The 17,408-nt window shown below is 66.6% G+C and carries 14 protein-coding genes; 10 read left to right on the top strand and 4 right to left on the bottom strand.

The features are described 5' to 3' along the window. The first annotated feature begins 15 nt into the window (after nt 1-15). The 4 genes from mptB to G6N15_RS18540 all read left to right on the top strand — a co-directional run bounded on the left by mptB (nt 16) and on the right by G6N15_RS18540 (nt 4,547). Nucleotides 16-1,710 (top strand): polyprenol phosphomannose-dependent alpha 1,6 mannosyltransferase MptB, encoded by a 1,695-nt coding sequence (mptB, locus tag G6N15_RS18555; RefSeq protein ID WP_083085901.1) that lies wholly within the window; start codon nt 16-18, stop codon nt 1,708-1,710. A 41-nt stretch (nt 1,711-1,751) separates the two neighbouring features. Further along, on the top strand, nt 1,752-2,654 hold the full coding sequence (locus G6N15_RS18550; protein WP_083085898.1) for an ABC transporter ATP-binding protein: 903 nt from the start codon (nt 1,752-1,754) through the stop codon (nt 2,652-2,654). Continuing rightward, a complete protein-coding gene (locus G6N15_RS18545) occupies nt 2,651-3,430 on the top strand; it encodes an ABC transporter permease (RefSeq protein ID WP_083085896.1) in 780 nt (259 codons plus the stop codon). Before G6N15_RS18550 ends, G6N15_RS18545 begins: the two co-directional genes overlap by 4 nt. 160 nt (nt 3,431-3,590) lie before the next feature. Next, nucleotides 3,591-4,547 (top strand): COX15/CtaA family protein, encoded by a 957-nt coding sequence (locus tag G6N15_RS18540; protein ID WP_083086065.1) that lies wholly within the window; start codon nt 3,591-3,593, stop codon nt 4,545-4,547. Here the strand turns inward: G6N15_RS18540 and G6N15_RS18535 are convergent. Then, on the bottom strand, nt 4,497-5,180 hold the full coding sequence (locus G6N15_RS18535; protein ID WP_083085894.1) for an ATP-grasp domain-containing protein: 684 nt from the start codon (nt 5,178-5,180) through the stop codon (nt 4,497-4,499). The genes G6N15_RS18540 and G6N15_RS18535 overlap by 51 nt on opposite strands. A gap of 31 nt (nt 5,181-5,211) precedes the next feature. Here G6N15_RS18535 and G6N15_RS18530 point away from each other — a divergent pair, with 31 nt between their 5' ends. Beyond that, on the top strand, nt 5,212-6,186 hold the full coding sequence (locus tag G6N15_RS18530) for a quinone oxidoreductase family protein (RefSeq protein WP_083086062.1): 975 nt from the start codon (nt 5,212-5,214) through the stop codon (nt 6,184-6,186). On the opposite strand, the gene G6N15_RS18525 is transcribed toward G6N15_RS18530, so the two are convergent. The 3 genes from G6N15_RS18525 to G6N15_RS18515 form a co-directional block, all read right to left on the bottom strand. Then, complete coding sequence (locus G6N15_RS18525; RefSeq protein WP_083085893.1) at nt 6,183-7,796, bottom strand: PPE family protein; 1,614 nt, start codon at nt 7,794-7,796, stop codon at nt 6,183-6,185. The genes G6N15_RS18530 and G6N15_RS18525 overlap by 4 nt on opposite strands. 266 nt (nt 7,797-8,062) lie before the next feature. Continuing rightward, complete coding sequence (locus G6N15_RS18520; RefSeq protein WP_083085892.1) at nt 8,063-9,616, bottom strand: PPE family protein; 1,554 nt, start codon at nt 9,614-9,616, stop codon at nt 8,063-8,065. Nucleotides 9,617-9,791: 175 nt separating this feature from the next. Then, entirely contained in the window at nt 9,792-10,712 is a 921-nt protein-coding gene (locus G6N15_RS18515; protein WP_083085891.1) for a heme o synthase, read from the bottom strand. A gap of 232 nt (nt 10,713-10,944) precedes the next feature. Here G6N15_RS18515 and tkt point away from each other — a divergent pair, with 232 nt between their 5' ends. The 5 genes from tkt to pgl are packed head-to-tail and all read left to right on the top strand — an operon-like array spanning nt 10,945 to nt 17,381. Further along, nucleotides 10,945-13,056, top strand: a complete 2,112-nt coding sequence (gene tkt / locus G6N15_RS18510; RefSeq protein WP_083086060.1) for a transketolase — start codon at nt 10,945-10,947, stop codon at nt 13,054-13,056. Next, nucleotides 13,053-14,171: a transaldolase gene (gene tal / locus G6N15_RS18505; protein WP_083085890.1), complete on the top strand. Its 1,119-nt coding sequence runs from the start codon at nt 13,053-13,055 to the stop codon at nt 14,169-14,171. Before tkt ends, tal begins: the two co-directional genes overlap by 4 nt. Beyond that, on the top strand, nt 14,168-15,733 hold the full coding sequence (zwf, locus tag G6N15_RS18500; protein WP_083085889.1) for a glucose-6-phosphate dehydrogenase: 1,566 nt from the start codon (nt 14,168-14,170) through the stop codon (nt 15,731-15,733). The genes tal and zwf overlap by 4 nt, the downstream gene beginning before the upstream one ends. Then, nucleotides 15,730-16,641, top strand: a complete 912-nt coding sequence (opcA, locus tag G6N15_RS18495; RefSeq protein WP_083086057.1) for a glucose-6-phosphate dehydrogenase assembly protein OpcA — start codon at nt 15,730-15,732, stop codon at nt 16,639-16,641. Before zwf ends, opcA begins: the two co-directional genes overlap by 4 nt. Continuing rightward, on the top strand, nt 16,638-17,381 hold the full coding sequence (gene pgl, locus G6N15_RS18490) for a 6-phosphogluconolactonase (protein WP_083085886.1): 744 nt from the start codon (nt 16,638-16,640) through the stop codon (nt 17,379-17,381). The genes opcA and pgl overlap by 4 nt, the downstream gene beginning before the upstream one ends. The last annotated feature ends 27 nt before the right edge of the window (nt 17,382-17,408 follow it).

Below are 17,408 nucleotides of genomic sequence, written 5' to 3'. Positions count from 1 at the left end.
GGTTACGCTGCTCAGATGGCCGCCCGCCACCACACGTTGAGCTCGTCGATCGCCCGATGGCACGGTGACGAGCAGACGGTCGGCCCGCCGCTCAACGATGCCGAGCTCGTCGCACTTCGGCGCACACGGCTATTCGGGGCCACCGGCACCGTCCTGATGGCAATCGGCGCGCTCGGCGCCGGGGCGCGGCCGGTGGTGCAGGATCCGTCCTTCGGCGTGCGACTGCTCAACCTGCCGTCGCGGCTGCAGACCGTGTCGTTGACGATGACCACCACGGGCGCGGTGATGATGGCGCTGGCGTGGCTGATGCTGGGCCGCTTCGCGCTGGGCAGTCGGCGGATGTCGCGCGGCGACCTGGACCGCACGTTGTTGTTGTGGACGCTGCCGCTGCTGATGGCGCCGCCGATGTACAGCAAGGACGTCTACTCCTACCTGGCCCAGAGCCAGATCTGCCGGCTCGGGCTCGACCCCTACCGCGTGGGGCCGGCACGGGCGTTAGGCCTCGACCACGTGTTCACGCTCTCGGTGCCGAGCCTCTGGCGCCACACCCCGGCGCCCTACGGTCCGCTGTTTTTGTGGATTGGCCGCGGCATCTCGGCGCTGACCGGCGAAAACCTCGTCGCAGCCGTGTTGTGCCATCGGCTGGTGGTGTTGATCGGCGTCGGGCTGATCGTGTGGGCCCTTCCGCGGCTGGCCCGCCGTTGCGGCGTGGCAGAGGTCAGCGCGCTGTGGCTGGGAGCGGCCAACCCGCTGCTGATCATGCATCTGGTCGCCGGCATTCACAACGAAGCGCTGATGCTGGGTCTGATGCTGGCCGGCACCGAATTCGCGTTGCGCGGCCTCGATAGTTGGCACTGGCCGGGGCTGCCGCCGCTCAGAGCGACGACCCATTGGCGCGACTGGGCGCCGGTCGGCATGCTGCTGTTCGGGGCCGTGCTGATCACACTGTCCTCGCAGGTGAAATTGCCGTCACTGCTGGCGCTCGGATTCGTCGCGATGGCGCTGGCTTACCGGCTGGGCGCCAACCTGCGGGCGGTGCTCCTTGCCGGCGGAGCGATGGCCGCGGTGGCGCTGGCCGTGATGGCGGTCGTCGGCTGGGCCAGCAGGCTCGGCTTCGGCTGGATCAACACGCTGGGCACCGCCAACGTCGTGCGCAGCTGGATGTCACCGCCGACGCTGCTTGCCCTTGGCACCGGGCAGGCGGGCATCCTGCTGCGTCTGGGTGATCACACCACCGCGGTGCTGTCGCTGACGCGCGGCATCGGGGTGCTGATCATCGCCGTGATGGTGGGCTGGCTGTTGGTGGCGGTGCTCCGCGGACGGCTGCATCCGGTCGGCGGTCTCGGCGTCGCACTGGGCATTACCGTCCTGCTGTTTCCGGTAGTGCAACCGTGGTATTTGCTATGGGCGATCATTCCGCTCGCGGCCTGGGCGACCCGGCCGGGCTTTCGCGCAGCGGCGATCGGCGTCACCATCGTCGTCGGTGTCTTCGGCCCGACTGCGAACGGCGACCGGTTCGCGCTCTTCCAAATCGTGGATGCCACGCTGGCCAGCACGCTCATCGTGGTGCTGCTCATCGCCGGGACCTATACACGTTTGCCATGGCGCCGGCTGCCGGTCGAGGCCGGGGTACTGATTCACGAAGCGGTATCTGACGTGGTCTCCCCGCCGGCCGATACTCCGCAGCGGCAAGCGGTGCCGGGCGCATAGGCTGACATTCCGTGAGCTCAGCCGCAGAGGTCCCCGTCCGCATGCGTGGGGCACGCAAGCAGTACGGGTCGACAACCGCGGTCGCCAACCTCGATCTCGACGTCCATGCCGCTGAGGTGCTGGCTCTGCTGGGACCGAACGGTGCAGGCAAGACGACAGCGGTCGAGATGTGCGAGGGGTTCATCCGCCCGGACGTCGGCACGATCGAAGTGCTCGGCCTGGATCCGATCCTCGACAATGCGCAGCTGCGGCCGCGGATCGGGGTGATGCTGCAAGGCGGCGGCGGCTATCCCATGGCCCGCGCCGGCGAGATGCTCAACCTGGTGGCCGCCTACGCCACCGATCCCCTGGACCCGCAGTGGCTGATGGACACGTTGGGCCTCACCGAGTGCGCACGCACCACGTATCGGCAGCTCTCGGGCGGGCAGCAGCAGCGGCTCGCGCTGGCCTGCGCGCTGGTCGGCCGTCCGGAACTGGTGTTTTTGGATGAACCCACCGAGGGCATGGACGCCCATGCCCGGCTGATCGTGTGGGAGTTGATCGACGCGCTGCGTCGTGACGGTGTGACGGTGCTGCTCACCACCCACCAACTCAAGGAAGCTGAGCAGCTCGCTGATCGGATTGTCATCATCGACCACGGTGTAGAGGTGGCCGCGGGAACACCGGCGGAGTTGACGCGCACCGGGGCCAAGGACCAGTTGCGGTTCAGCGCACCGCCACGGCTCGACCTGTCGCTGCTGGTTTCCGCGCTGCCCGAGGACTACAAAACCACCGAGGTGACACCGGGCGAGTATCTGGTCGAAGGACCGATCAACCCGCGGGTACTGGCGACGGTCGCGGCATGGTGCGCACAGATCGACGTGCTGGCCACCGACATGCGCGTCGAGCAGCGCAGCCTCGAGGACGTTTTCCTCGACCTGACCGGCAGGGAATTGCGGCAATGACGAGTGAAACTCTTTTTCCCGCAGGCACTTTCGCGCCCAATCCGCGCCCCAACGCAGTGTCGAAGATGCTGGTCGCCCAGTCCACGTTGGAGCTGAAGCTGCTGCTGCGCAACTTCGAGTACTTGCTGCTGATCATTTTCATTCCGATCATGCTTCTCATCGCGCTCACCCTGCTACCGTTCGGCTCCTTCGGTCCCAACCGCGCCGCTACCTTCGTCCCGGTCATCACGGCGCTGGCGGTGATCTCCACCGCTTTCACCGGCCAAGCCATTGCGGTGGCGTTCGACCGCCGTTACGGCGCACTGAAACGCCTGGCGGCCACCGCATTACCGATCTGGGGAATTATCGCCGGCAAGTCGCTGGCCGTGGTCGCAGTGGTGTTAGGGCAGTCGATCGTCTTGGGCGCCATAGGTTTTGCGCTCGGTTGGCGGCCCCATCTCGCGGGTCTGGTGCTGGGGGCGGCGATCATCGCGCTGGCTACCGCGGGCTTTGCTGCGCTTGGGCTGCTGCTTGGCGGCTCGATGCGGGCAGAGATCGTGCTCGCGTCCGCCAACGTCCTGTGGTTGATCTTCGGTGGGTCCTGCGCGTTGACCCTTGAGACGGACATGGTCCCCAAGGCGGTGAAGTGGGTCGCGCGGTTGACCCCGTCGGGGGCTTTCACCGAAGCGCTGTCGCAGGCGATGCGGCTGTCGGTCGACTGGTTCGGCATTGTCGTGGTCCTGGCGTGGGGGGTGCTCGCGGCGCTGGCCGCCCTGCGCTGGTTCCGATTCAGCTAGTGCGAGCCTCTTTCGAGACTGCAGCCTTAAACGCGACACGCCTGTGGTGACCGCTACGGGTGCAGTGTCGGGGCCACCGGTGCAGTCTCGGCTCGGGGCGACGGCTACTACGACCTGTAGTTATCGGTGGCCTACCATCGAGGCCGTGACGACCATGGCGATGCCCGTCGGGCGCTGGCTGTTGCGGCTGCTGGACCTGCTGCCCGTGCCCAGCGTGCGCGCCCAACGCTTCATCGCCGCCGCCGTCATCGTGACGCAGGGCGGCATCGCCGTCACCGGCGCGATAGTGCGCGTCACCGCGTCGGGACTGGGCTGCCCCACGTGGCCGCAGTGTTTTCCGGGCAGCTTCACCCCGGTAGCGGTGGCCGAGGTGCCTCGGGTCCACCAGGCCGTCGAGTTCGGTAACCGGATGTTCAGCGTCGCGGTGGTGATCGCCGCGGCGCTGGCTGTGCTGGCTGTCGCCCGGGCACGGCGTCGCCCCGAGGTACAGGTGTACGCGTGGTTGATGCCCGCCTCGACGATCGCGCAGGCAGTGATCGGCGGCATTACCGTCCTCACCGGGCTGCTGTGGTGGACCGTGGCCATCCACCTTTTGGCATCGATGACGATGGTGTGGCTCGCGGTGTTGCTGTACGTCAAGGTCGGCGAACCCGACGACGGTGTGCTCCGCTACCGGGTGGTCAAGCCGTTGCGCGGGCTCACCGCACTGAGCGCGATGACGCTGGCTGCGGTGTTGGTGGCCGGCACGCTGGTCACCGGCGCGGGTCCGCACGCTGGTGATCACAGCAGCAGTCGGACGGTGCCGCGATTGGCAGTCCAGATCACCACGTTGGTGCACGTCCATTCGTCGCTGCTGGTCGCCTACCTCGCGCTGTTGATCGGGCTGGGTTTCGGCTTGCTGGCGGTGCATGCGCCGCGGCCGGTGTTGTTGCGGCTGGGTGTACTGGTGCTGCTGGTGTGCGGCCAAGCCTTAGTCGGGACCGTGCAGTTCTTCACCGGCGTGCCTGCCGCGCTGGTCGCCGTGCACGTCGCGGGCGCGGCGCTGTGCACCGCGGCCACCGCCGCGCTATGGGCGTCGATGCGAGAGCGGGCCCAGTCCGAGCCGCTCCAGGGCTGACTCGACACAGAGCGCGAACTGACGCTGCTGATCGCTGCGGTCGGCGTCGTCCAACGCCCGCCAACCGAGCGACGGCGCGACGAGGTCGAGCCGCACCAGCCGAGCATCGTCGGGGCGGCCGGTGACGTCGGCACGGGCGCAGAGCAACTCCGTCGCGTCGATGCCCAGCTTTTCGGCCGCGGCCCGCAGCGCAGCATGACCCACATCCCACAGCTCGAAATCCGCATCGACAAGCCGGCGTCCGATGAACGCGTGTGACTGCACGCCACCGAGAAAGACCAGCGCCGTCGTGTCGGGTCCGGCTGCGGTGGCCGCTGTCGGCACGCCGGCCCGCTGAAGATCGCGCAGATATCGCTTGTCGACATTCCACTCGATGACAGGCGGGGCGTTCAGCACGTTCGGCACGCGTTTTGTCCACGCCAAAAAGTCGTCCAGCAGGCCGGCGTCATCAGGTGCCGCCCGCAAAATCACTAGGTCGGCGTTCACGGTTGCCGGGTCGTCCCAGCGCATCCACCGTGCGTGCAATCCCCGTTTGCGCAGCGCGCCGACCAATCCGTCGTCGTCATTATCGACCGACCGGGAGCCGGCCAGCACGATGCGCGGATGACGGACGTCGGGGCGGGCCAATTTCATGGGCTCTCCACACCTGCGGATGATAGTCAGCATGCACGCGATCGAAGTCGCCGAACTCGGCGGACCAGAAGTCCTGCGTTATGTCGACAAGCCACAGCCCTCCCCGGCTTCCGGCGAAGTGTTGATCAAGGCCGAGGCGATCGGCATCAACTTCATCGACACCTATTTCCGATCAGGGCAATACCCGCGCGAGTTGCCGTTCGTGCTCGGAACCGAAGTGTCGGGCACGGTTGCCGCCGTCGGTGACGATGTGACGTCGCTGCGGGAGGGCGACCGGGTGGTGACCGCGGCCGCATCCGGGGCCTACGCCGAATTCAGCACAGCCCCAGCCGAATTCGTCGCACAACTACCGACCGAGGTGGACTTCGACGTGGCAGCCTCGGCGCTGTTGAAAGGGCTGACCGCGCACTACCTAATCATGTCCGTCTACCCGGCGCAGCCCGGGGACACCGTGTTGGTGCATGCCGGCGCCGGCGGGGTGGGCCTGATCTTGACGCAGTGGGCGGCCGCCCTTGGTATTCGGGTGATCACGACGGTGTCGACGCCCCGGAAGGCGGAGCTGTCGCGGGAAGCCGGCGCTAGCGAGGTGCTCGATTACCCTGACGACGCCGACGAATTCGGCAAACGGATCCGCGAGTTGACCGAGGGTGCCGGGGTGGCCGCGGTCTACGACGGAGTGGGGGCCAGCACGTTCGACGCCAGCCTGGCCAGCCTGGCCGTGCGGGGCACGCTGGCGTTGTTCGGCGCTGCCAGCGGACCCGTGGCCCCGGTCGACCCGCAGCGCCTCAACGCCGCTGGGTCGGTGTACCTGACCCGCCCGAAACTGGCTGACTTCACCCGCACGGAGCAGGAATTCGCTTGGCGCGCGCGCGAATTATTCGACGCGATCGCGGCCGGGTCGATCAGGGTCACCGTGAGTCGGCGCTACCCACTGGCCGACGCCGTCCAGGCGCATCAGGACCTACAGGGGCGTAAGACGGTCGGCTCTATCGTGCTGGTGCCCTAGGCGTTGTCAGCCTGCGGCCCGAGTTCGTCCTCTTGGCCCCAGCTGCCCGGCACCATCGGCATGGTCGGGTTCGCGCCGAACTCGTCACCAGGAAGCGTGGTCAACCCCGCGGCCTTCGTGGTGCCTTGACGGACGGTCCCGGCGAAGCCCAGCGGCCCCGCACCGGCATCGGAGGCCGCCGTCGAGCCGACGAGCTCCTGCTCCGGCGGACCCCAGTCAGGGTCCACGTCGACGTCCATCGTCATGAACTGGTCGCCGTGGTCGCGCAGTGTCGCGCGCCGGCGGCGGCGCGCCCGCGCCTGCTGCCGGGCGGCCGCTGCTGCCGCCGCGGCGGCCGAATCCGGCTCGGACCCTTTCTTTTTGGCGCTGGAGCTGGCGCTTGCGCTGGCACTCATGCCCGAGCCGAACCCGGTGCCTGGCGGCCCCTCCATGTAGGGCGGGACGAATCCCGCCCCGCCGGCGGCCGGGGGTGGCGATGGCGGAGCGGGACTGGCGGCGGTGCTCGTCGTCGGCGTTGGCGCGGGCGCCGGGGCCGAGGCGGAAGCCGCGGCTGGCGCGGCGGGACCCGGACTCATCCCGGCGACCGGCAACACAGGCGGCGCAGGCTCGGCGGGCGCCGCAAGCGGCGCGACGGCCGGCGCGGCGGGCTGGATGGCAGCCAGACCCGCCAGCCCCGCGAAGCCGCCTACCACACCCAGGGGAGCAACCGCCGCGAGAACCGCGGGCACCAGCAACTCCGGCTGAGTCCCAAGCCAACTGGCGATCTGGGCGATGTGCGTCGGCCAGTCGAACATCTCGAGGGCAACCAGATACTGGAAAGCCAACGCCGGATTTTGCATCAGGTATACGCCGAACTGTTGAAAATCCTCGAACAGTTCGAGCGCGCGGACAACCCAGTAGATCGGTTGGCCAGGGTTCGTATAGGCGTCGTAGGGCAGCCCGTTCACGGTGCCCTGCGCGGGATTCCAATTGATTCCGAAGTTCTTCAGGATGTTGGCGATGAAGTCGTCCAGCGGGTTGTCGACCCTGGGGTCTGGGAATGGGTTCCCCGAATCTTGAGTCGACGCATTGGATTTCACGATCTGTGGTGCCGGGGTGGTCTGCGGTGTTGACGCCACCGCGGTGGTGGAGACGGCTTGGTAGGTGGTCATCGTGGTGGCCGCCTGAACCCACATCCGCACATAGTCGGCCTCATTGAGCGCGATCGGAATCGTATTGATCCCAAAGAAATTCGTCGCCACCAACACCGCATGCACAGCATGGTTGGCCGCCAACTCCCCCAGCGTCGGCATCGCCGCCAACGCCGCGGTATAGGCGCCAGCCGCCGTCTCATGCGCAGCAGCCGCCGTCGCACTATCGGCACTGGTCTGCATCAACCACGCCAGATACGGCACATGGGCAGCCACATACGACTCCGCACTCGGCCCCTGCCACGCCCCGGCCTGCGTCGCCGCCAACACGCCGCTCAGCTCCTGAGCAACCGACGCATACTCCGTACTCAACGACGACCACGCCCCCGCCGCCGCCAACAACGACCCCGGACCCGGACCAGCGCTCAACAACGCCGAATGCACCTCCGGCGGAAACGCCATCCAGATCGGCGCCGACATCGTCAGTTGTCCAGTACCGAATGCGACGGAGCTGCAACGCTATTCGCGGCCCGTAAGCGGGCGGTCAGTGCCTCGGTACCAGCACTGGCGATCATTCCGTCGGGATCCACGCGCAACCTCATGCCAAGCACTCCTCCCTGCGTGGGTAACCATAATGAATATCGTTTTCATTTTCAACGTGGATTTCTTGGCGCAAGGAGCCGTCCGGCGGCCTGGCGCGTCTAGCGCCGCCGCGACCGCGGGTCAGGTGGTGTCGAACAGAGTTGTTAGCGGGTGCTGTTCTGGGGCGTTTCGGGCGGATCGGTGCTCCAGGTCCCCGGCACCATCGGCACGCTGGGGCTGCCACCGAAGCCATCGCTGGCGAGCGTGGTCAACCCAGCGGCTCGCGTCGCGGCGTCGTTAGCTACCGTCCCGGCAAACCCCAACGGTCCCGCGCCTTTCTCGGATGCCGTCGTGGCAACGGTGGGCTCGTTCGGCGGCGGCGCTTCCCAGTCGGGCTGTACCTCGACATTCATGTCCATGAATTCGTCGCCGTACTCGGGCAGCTTCGCCCGTCGGCGCCGCCGCGCCCGGGCCTGTTCTCGAGCCGCCGCAGCCGCCCCTGCCGCGGCGGTATCACCCTCGGGCGTCTTGCGTTTCGCGCTCGAGCTGGCACTGGTGCTCATCGCCGAGCCGGACCCGATGCCGGGAGGACCGACGATGTAGGGAGGGGTGAAACCGGCGACGCTGACCGTCGGCGACGGTGGCGCCGGCGGCGCCGGGGAACTGACGACGGTGCTCGCGGTGGGGGTAGGAGCGGGAGCCGGGGCGGAGCCAGGACTCACGGCGGTCGAGGTAACCGGCGTTAGGCCCCCAGCGACTGGCATATTGGACTCGATCTGGGGCTCGGTCGCGGCCGGGATAGTTTCGGCGCCCGTGGGCACGGCTGCCAGCCCGGCTAGCCCCGCGAAAGCGCCCACTCCTAGGCCGGGAACTGCCATCAGGGGGAATAGCGGCAAGCCGAAAGCGGACGTGGTCGCCTGCGAGGTGAAGTAGCTGATCGCTTCAAGCGCGTGCCCGAACTCGTCGGCAGCAAGCGCCGGAATGTCGCTCATCAGCTGCTGGAAGCCTAAGGACGGATTTGTCAGGATTTCGGAGAAATCTCTTCCCAATGTGTCGGTAATTTCAAGTACTCGGTTGTTCCACCAGCTCTGCTGGCTTGGATCCCCGCCGTCATTGTCGATGATGTCTTGGATTCCGCTGCTGTTGCCGCTGTCGTTGCTGTTGCTGCTGGTGCTGTCGCTCTTCTGAATCTGCGGCGCCGGGGTGGTCTGCGGTGTTGACGCCACCGCGGTGGTGGAGACGGCTTGGTAGGTGGTCATCGTGGTGGCCGCCTGCACCCACATCCGCACATAGTCGGCCTCATTGAGCGCGATCGGAATCGTATTGATCCCAAAGAAATTCGTCGCCACCAACACCGCATGCACAGCATGGTTGGCCGCCAACTCCCCCAGCGTCGGCATCGCCGCCAACGCCGCGGTATAAGCGCCAGCCGCCGTCTCATGCGCAGCAGCCGCCGCCGCACTATCGGCACTGGCCTGCATCAACCACGCCAGATACGGCACATGGGCAGCCACATACGACTCCGCACTCGGCCCCTGCCACGCCCCGGCCTGCGTCGCCGCCAACACGCCGCTCAGCTCCTGAGCAACCGACGCATACTCCGTACTCAACGACGACCACGCCCCCGCCGCCGCCAACAACGACCCCGGACCCGGACCAGCGCTCAACAACGCCGAATGCACCTCCGGCGGAAACGCCATCCAGATCGGCGATGTCACAGGCACTCCTGCGGTTTGGTTTTGCGGGGCAACAACCAGCCCCACGGTCCGCGACCCGGCGCCACGGACTGACTAAGCAGGTCAACTGAACCGGCATTTAATACGACCTGGTGTGGTAGGACAAGACCCGGTCGGGGTATGGGGTATTTGCTGGAACGACGAGCTTGGTGGGCGATCAGGCACCCAGGAGCGTGGGCAGCTTCAGCGCGGAGTCCACTGCCAGCGCGCAGAACACCACCGCCAGGTAGTTGTTGGACTGCAGGAAGAGCCGCAACGGTTTGACCGGCTCGCCGCGGCGCACCCCGGCGTAGAGCTGGTGGGCCATCGCCAGGAACCACACGCCCGCCAGCACCGCAACAGTCGCGTACAGCCAACCGGTTGCCAGCGCCAATACCAGCGTCGCCAGCACGGTCAGCCAGGTATAGACCAGGATTCGCCCGGTGACCTGACGCTCCGTCGCGACAACTGGCAGCATCGGCACGCCGGCGGCTTTGTAGTCGTCCTTGTACCGCATGGCCAGCGCCCAGGTGTGGGGTGGCGTCCAGAAGAAGACGATCGCGAACATCACCAACGCCGGCCAACCGATGGTGCCCGTCACTGCTGACCAGCCGATCATCACCGGCATACAGCCAGCGGCCCCACCCCAGACCACGTTCTGGGAGGTGCGCCGCTTGAGCAGGAGTGTGTAGACGAAGACGTAGAACGCGATCGTGGCGACGGCCAGCAACCCGGACAACAGGTTGGTCGTCCACCACAGCCAAACGAACGAGCCCGCACTCAGGACTAGGCCGAACACCAAGGCGTTCCGGGTCGGCACGGCGGCACGAGCCAAGGGCCGTCGTGCGGTGCGTTTCATCACCTTGTCGATGTCGGCGTCGGCCACACAGTTGAGCGCGTTAGCGCCGCCGGCAGCCAGCATCCCGCCGATCAACGTGTTGAGGATCAAAAGCGGATTTACCGTGCCGCGGTCGGCGAGCAACATCGCCGGTATGGCGGTAACCAACAGCAGCTCGACAACCCGCGGCTTGGTCAACGCCAAATAAGCCAGCACAGTGGTGCGTACTGGACTCGGCGCGACGCGCCCGCGAACGCTCACGCAATAACTCCTCGATCGCAGCAGCGCGCAGCTTCTACTACAGACGATGGTAGACCGAGTGGTTGCGCCACCCTCACCGCAGGGTCCATTCGCGACCGATTGCCGTGATCGGATCGGTCATACGCCGTTTGCTCAGCGGCCTGGAGTGGTACGACCAAAGTTGACCTGCAGTGCGCTGTGATCCCGCACTAGGGTGGGGATGAACCAGCTTGTCGAATCGAGGACTGAGCTTGTGACCACGCTTGAAGACATTTCCGCGCTTACCCAACCGCACCACCCCGACGACTGGACCGAGGTTGACTCGCTTGCGGTCGACACCATCCGGGTGCTGGCCGCCGATGCGGTCCAGAAGGTCGGCAACGGCCATCCCGGGACGGCGATGAGCCTGGCTCCCCTGGCCTACACGCTGTTCCAGCGGGTGATGCGCCATGATCCCAGCGACACCACGTGGCTGGGCCGCGACCGGTTCGTGCTGTCGGCGGGGCACAGCAGCCTCACCCTCTACATCCAGCTCTACCTCGGCGGCTTCGGGCTCGAGCTCTCGGACATCCAGTCGTATCGGACCTGGGGATCCAAGACTCCCGGGCATCCGGAGTTCCGCCACACGGCGGGGGTAGAGATCACCACCGGCCCGCTCGGTCAGGGTTTGGCGTCGGCGGTGGGGATGGCGATGGCATCACGCTTCGAGCGCGGCCTGTTCGACCCCGACGCCGCCCCGGGCACCAGCCCGTTCGACCACTACATCTTTGTGATCGCCTCCGACGGCGACATCGAAGAAGGGGTGACCTCGGAGGCGTCCTCGTTGGCGGCGGTTCAGCAGCTGGGCAACCTCATCGTGTTCTACGACCACAACCAGATTTCGATCGAAGACGACACCAACATCGCGTTGTGCGAGAACACCGCCGACCGCTACCGCGCCTACGGCTGGCATGTGCAGGAGATCGAGGGCGGCGAGAACGTGGTCGCGATCGAGGAGGCCATCGCGAACGCGAAGGCTGTCACCGACCGCCCGTCGTTCATCGAGCTGCGCACGATCATCGGCTATCCGGCACCGAACGCGATGAACACCGGCAAGGCGCACGGCGCGGCCCTGGGCGAGGACGAGGTAGCGGCCACCAAGAAGGTGCTGGGGTTCGACCCCGACAAGCACTTTCAGGTCAGCGACGAAGTGCTGGCCCACACCCGCAAGCTGGTGCAGCGCGGCAAGGAGGCTCACGAGCGCTGGCAGCCCGAGTTCGATGCGTGGGCGCAGCGCGAGCCCGAACGCAAGGCGCTGCTGGATCGGCTGACGGCCGAAGAGCTGCCCGACGGCTGGGACGCCGACTTGCCGCACTGGGAGCCCGGATCCGACGAGATGGCCACCCGTAAAGCATCCGGTGCGGTGCTGAACGCGGTGGCGCCGAAAATTCCCGAACTGTGGGGCGGGTCCGCCGATCTGGCCGAAAGCAACCTCACCACGATCAACGACGCCGACTCCTTCGGGCCACCCGCGATCTCGACCAAGGAGTTCACCGCAAGCTGGTACGGCCGGGTTTTGCATTTCGGTGTGCGCGAGCACGCGATGGGCGCAATCCTGTCCGGCATCGTGCTGCACGGCCCGACTCGCGCCTACGGCGGCACCTTCCTGACGTTCTCCGACTACATGCGCCCGTCGGTGCGGCTGGCCGCGCTGATGGACATCGACACCATCTATGTGTGGACACACGACTCGATCGGCCTCGGTGAAGATGGCCCCACCCATCAGCCGATCGAACACCTGGCGGCGCTGCGCGCCATCCCGAAGCTGTCGGTTGTGCGCCCCGGCGACGCGAACGAGACTGCGTATGCCTGGCGCACAATCCTGGCCCGCGGCAACGGCAGCGGGCCGGTCGGGCTGATCCTGACCCGGCAGGGTGTGCCGGTGCTCGAGGGCACCAGCCTCGACGGCGTGGCCCGCGGCGGTTACGTGCTCGGCGGCGCCGAAGGCGGCGAGCCCGACGTCATCCTGATCGGCACCGGCTCGGAACTGCAGATCGCGGTGGCGGCACAGAAGGCGTTGGCGGACAAGGGCGTTACCGCGCGGGTGGTCTCGATGCCGTGTGTGGAGTGGTTCGAATCGCAGCCGTATGACTATCAGGAAAGCGTGCTGCCGACCAGCGTCAAGGCCCGGGTGGCCGTCGAAGCGGGTGTCGCCATGCCCTGGCACAAAATGGTCGGCGAGACCGGGCAGATCGTCTCGATCGAGCACTACGGCGAATCCGCGGATTACAAGACCCTGTACCGGGAATTCGGCTTCACCGCAGAAGCCGTCGTTGCCGCCGCCGAACGAGCACTGGACAACTCCAGAAGAAGGGCGAATCAATGACTCAGAATGCGAATCTGGCCGCGTTGAGCGCGGCAGGTGTATCGGTGTGGCTGGACGACTTGTCGCGAGACCGGATCAAGTCCGGCAATCTGCAGCAGCTGATCGACACCAGGTGCGTCGTCGGCGTCACCAGCAACCCGACTATCTTCCAGAAGGCGCTGGCAGAAAGCGACACCTACAACGACCAGATCGCCGAGCTGGCCGAACGGGGCGCCGACGTCGACGCCACCGTCCGCACCGTGACCACCGACGACGTCCGCATGGCGTGTGACGTGCTCAGGCCGCAATGGGAAGCCTCCGACGGAGTCGACGGGCGGGTGTCGATCGAGGTGGATCCGGGGGTTGCGCACGACGCCGACGCAACCATCCAGCAGGCCGTCGACCTGTGGAAGACCGTCGACCGACCGAACCTGTTCATCAAAATCCCGGCGACCGAAGAAGGCATACCGGCCATCACCTCAACACTGGCCGAAGGGATTTCGATCAACGTGACGCTGATCTTCTCCGTCGAACGCCACCGTGCGGTGATGGACGCCTACCTCAACGGCCTGGAGAAGGCCAAGCAGGCCGGCCACGACCTATCCAAGATCCATTCCGTGGCATCGTTTTTCGTGTCCCGGGTGGACACCGAGGTTGACAAGCGGCTGGAGAAGATCGGCACCGAAGAGGCGCTGGCGTTGCGGGGCCAGGCCGGTGTCGCCAACGCCCGGCTGGCCTATGCCGCATACCAGGAGGTCTTCGTCGGCGGCGATCGCTACGAGCAACTCAAGACTCAGGGCGCGCGAGTGCAGCGACCGCTGTGGGCGTCGACCGGCGTCAAGAACCCCGACTATTCCGACACGTTGTATGTGACCGAGCTGGTCGCGCCGAACACGGTGAACACCATGCCGGAGAAGACCATTGAGGCCGTCGCCGACCACGGTGTCATCAAGGGTGACACGGTGACCGGCACGGCGTCGGAGGCCCAGCAGGTATTCGACAAGCTGCAAGCCGTCGGGGTGGATCTGACCGACGTGTTCGTCGTGCTGGAAAACGAAGGCGTGGAGAAGTTCGAAGAGTCCTGGACCGAGTTGCTCAAGGAGACGCAGGCTCAGCTGGACGCCGCTGCCAAATGAGCCAAGCCGGCACCCAATCCTTTCGGGGGGCCAGCACCACGCAATGGCGAAACCCGCTGCGGGACAAGCGCGATAAACGGCTGCCTCGGATCGCCGCCCCGTGTGGCATGGTGATCTTCGGGGTCACCGGCGATTTGGCCCGCAAGAAGGTGATGCCGGCCATCTACGATCTGGCCAATCGCGGCCTGCTGCCACCCACTTTCGCACTGGTGGGCTTCGCCCGCCGCGACTGGGACCACGAGGATTTCGGTCAGGTGGTGTACGAGTCCGTCAAACAGCACGCGCGTACACCGTTTCGGCAAGTGGTGTGGGAGCGTCTGGCCGACGGGTTCCGTTTCGTGCCAGGCACGTTCGATGACGAGCAGGCGTTCGCCCGGCTGGCCGAGTGCCTGGACAAGCTCGACGCCGAGCGCGGCACCGGCGGTAACCACGCGTTCTATCTGGCCATCCCGCCGAAGTCTTTTCCCGTGGTGTGTGAGCAGCTGCACAAGTCAGGGCTGGCCCGTCCGCAGGACGGCCGGTGGAGCCGGGTGGTCATCGAGAAACCGTTCGGCCACAACCTTGGCAGCGCACGTGAGCTGAACAAGGTGGTCAACAGCGTCTTCCCCGAGGAGTCGGTCTTCCGCATCGACCACTACCTCGGCAAGGAAACCGTGCAGAACATCTTGGCGTTGCGGTTCGCCAACCAACTGTTCGATCCGATCTGGAACTCGCACTACGTCGACCATGTGCAGATCACAATGGCCGAAGACATCGGCCTGGGCGGGCGAGCCGGCTACTACGACGGCATCGGCGCGGCCCGCGACGTAATCCAGAACCACCTGATGCAACTGTTGGCGCTCACCGCGATGGAAGAGCCGGTGAGCTTCCAGCCGTCGGAACTGCAGACCGAAAAGATCAAGGTGCTCTCGGCGACCCAACTCGCCCAGCCCCTCGATGAGACCACCTGCCGCGGCCAGTACACCGCCGGGTGGCAGGGTGGTGAGCACGTGGTGGGGTTGCTCGACGAGGAGGGCTTTTCCAAGGACTCCATCACCGAGACGTTCGCGGCAATCACGTTGGAGGTCAATACTCGCCGCTGGGCAGGGGTGCCGTTTTACCTGCGCACCGGAAAACGCTTGGGACGCCGGGTTACTGAGATCGCGCTGGTATTCAAGCGGGCGCCGCATCTGCCGTTCGACGCCACCATGACCGACGAGCTGGGCGCGAACGCTCTGGTGATTCGGGTGCAACCTGACGAAGGGGTCACGCTGCGGTTCGGCTCCAAGGTGCCGGGGACCGCCATGGAGGTGCGCGATGTCAACATGGACTTCTCGTACGGCTTGGCGTTCGCCGAGGACTCACCCGAGCCGTACGAGCGGCTGATTCTGGACGTGCTGCTCGGTGAGCCGTCGTTGTTTCCGGTCAACGAGGAGGTCGAATTGGCCTGGGAAATCCTCGATCCCGTGCTGGACAACTGGGCCGCACATGGAAAGCCGGAGCCGTATGAGGCGGGCAGCTGGGGCCCGACGTCGTCGTTCGAGTTGCTGCGCCGCACCGGCCGGCAATGGCGGCGGCCATGATTCTCGATCTGCCGGATACGACTACCACCGCTATAAACAAGAAGCTCGACGAGGTACGCGAACGGGTCGGGGCTGTGACGATGGGCCGGGTACTGACGTTGGTCATCGTGCCCGATACCGAAGCCATGGTCGAGGAATCCATCGAAGCCGCGAACGCGGCCAGCCATGAGCATCCCAGCCGGGTGATCGTGGTGATCACCGGTGACCGCGACGCGCCCGAAGCGCGGCTCGACGCGCAGTTGCGTGCGGGCGGTGACAGCGGCGCCGGAGAGGTGGTGGTGCTGAGGCTGTCGGGTCCGCTCGCCGACCACGCCGGCAGTGTGGTGGTGCCCTTTCTGCTGCCCGACATCCCCGTCGTCGCATGGTGGCCCGACATTGCCCCGGCAGTGCCAGCCCGGGATCCCCTGGGGCAGTTGGCAATTCGGCGCATCACTGACGCCACCAACGGTGTCGACCCGCTGTCGGCGATCAAGAGCCGGCTGCCGGGTTACACCCCGGGCGACACTGACCTGGCCTGGAGCCGGATCACCTATTGGCGCGCCTTGCTGACATCGGCGATCGATCAGCCCCCGCACGAGCCGATCACCTCTGCGGTGGTTTCCGGCCTGAGGACGGAGCCGGCTTTGGATGTCCTGGCCGGCTGGCTGGCCAGGAGGATCGATGGGCCGGTGCGGCGCGCGGTGGGCGACCTCAAGGTCGAGCTGGTCCGTCCGACCGAGACGGTGACGCTGAGCCGGCCACAAGAAGGGATGACGGCGACGCTCAGCCGCACCGCCAAGCCGGATGCGCTGGTTCCCTTGCCCCGCAGGGAAACCCGTGAATGCCTTGCCGAAGACCTGCGCCGGCTGGATCCGGACGTGATCTACCTCGAGGCGCTGGAAGGTATCAGTCAGGTGGAGTACGTATGAGCAGAGTGGTCGAAACCTATCCCGACAGTGACGCGCTGGCGGCGGCAGCGTGCGAGCGGCTGATCGATGCCATCGACGCAGCCGTGGCGGCCCGCGGCCAGGCGCTGATCGTCTTGACCGGCGGCGGCAACGGCAACCGGCTGCTGAGCAAGCTCAGCGAGCAGAGCCAACGAATCGACTGGTCGAAGGTCCACCTGTTCTGGGGAGACGAGCGCTACGTACCCCAGGACGACGACGAGCGCAACGACAAGCAGGCTCGTGAGGCCCTGCTGGACCACGTCGACATCCCGGCGCGCAATGTGCATCCGATGCCGGCGAGCGACGGCGAATTCGGCGACGACATCGATGCCGCCGCACTGGCCTACCAGCAGGTTCTCGCGGCGTACGCCCAGCCTGGTGACCCTGCACCCGATTTCGACGTGCACCTGTTGGGCGTCGGGCCCGAGGGCCACATCAACTCGTTGTTCCCCGATACCCCCGCGGTGCGGGAGACCGCCCGGCTGGTGGTGGGGGTCACCGATTCACCGAAACCCCCGCCACAGCGAATTACCTTGACGTTGCCCGCACTTCAGCGCTCCCGCGAAGTCTGGACGATGGTCTCCGGGTCGGAGAAGGCCGACGCCGTGGCCGCCGCCCTCGGCGGCGCCGACCCGGTCTCGGTCCCGGCCGCAGGAGCAGTCGGGCGGGAGAACACGGTGTGGCTGCTCGACACGGACGCCGCGGCCAAGCTCTCGAGCTGACTCCTTCTCCGCAGTTCCTCCCGGCCG

Origin of the sequence: Mycobacterium noviomagense (assembly GCF_010731635.1) — a bacterium.
Lineage (GTDB): Bacteria > Actinomycetota > Actinomycetes > Mycobacteriales > Mycobacteriaceae > Mycobacterium > Mycobacterium noviomagense.
Note: the sequence above shows the minus strand (reverse complement) of the source record. Positions and strands in the feature narration are given on the sequence as shown.

Bases quoted from the DNA above. Each gene is read 5' to 3' on its own strand.
- mptB (WP_083085901.1), top strand. From the start codon at position 16: ATGGCCGCCCGCCACCACACGTTGAGCTCGTCGATCGCCCGATGGCAC.
- G6N15_RS18550 (WP_083085898.1), top strand. From the start codon at position 1,752: ATGCGTGGGGCACGCAAGCAGTACGGGTCGACAACCGCGGTCGCCAAC.
- G6N15_RS18545 (WP_083085896.1), top strand. From the start codon at position 2,651: ATGACGAGTGAAACTCTTTTTCCCGCAGGCACTTTCGCGCCCAATCCG.
- G6N15_RS18540 (WP_083086065.1), top strand. From the start codon at position 3,591: ATGCCCGTCGGGCGCTGGCTGTTGCGGCTGCTGGACCTGCTGCCCGTG.
- G6N15_RS18535 (WP_083085894.1), bottom strand. From the start codon at position 5,180: ATGAAATTGGCCCGCCCCGACGTCCGTCATCCGCGCATCGTGCTGGCC.
- G6N15_RS18530 (WP_083086062.1), top strand. From the start codon at position 5,212: ATGCACGCGATCGAAGTCGCCGAACTCGGCGGACCAGAAGTCCTGCGT.
- G6N15_RS18525 (WP_083085893.1), bottom strand. From the start codon at position 7,796: ATGTCGGCGCCGATCTGGATGGCGTTTCCGCCGGAGGTGCATTCGGCG.
- tal (WP_083085890.1), top strand. From the start codon at position 13,053: ATGACTCAGAATGCGAATCTGGCCGCGTTGAGCGCGGCAGGTGTATCG.
- zwf (WP_083085889.1), top strand. From the start codon at position 14,168: ATGAGCCAAGCCGGCACCCAATCCTTTCGGGGGGCCAGCACCACGCAA.
- opcA (WP_083086057.1), top strand. From the start codon at position 15,730: ATGATTCTCGATCTGCCGGATACGACTACCACCGCTATAAACAAGAAG.
- pgl (WP_083085886.1), top strand. From the start codon at position 16,638: ATGAGCAGAGTGGTCGAAACCTATCCCGACAGTGACGCGCTGGCGGCG.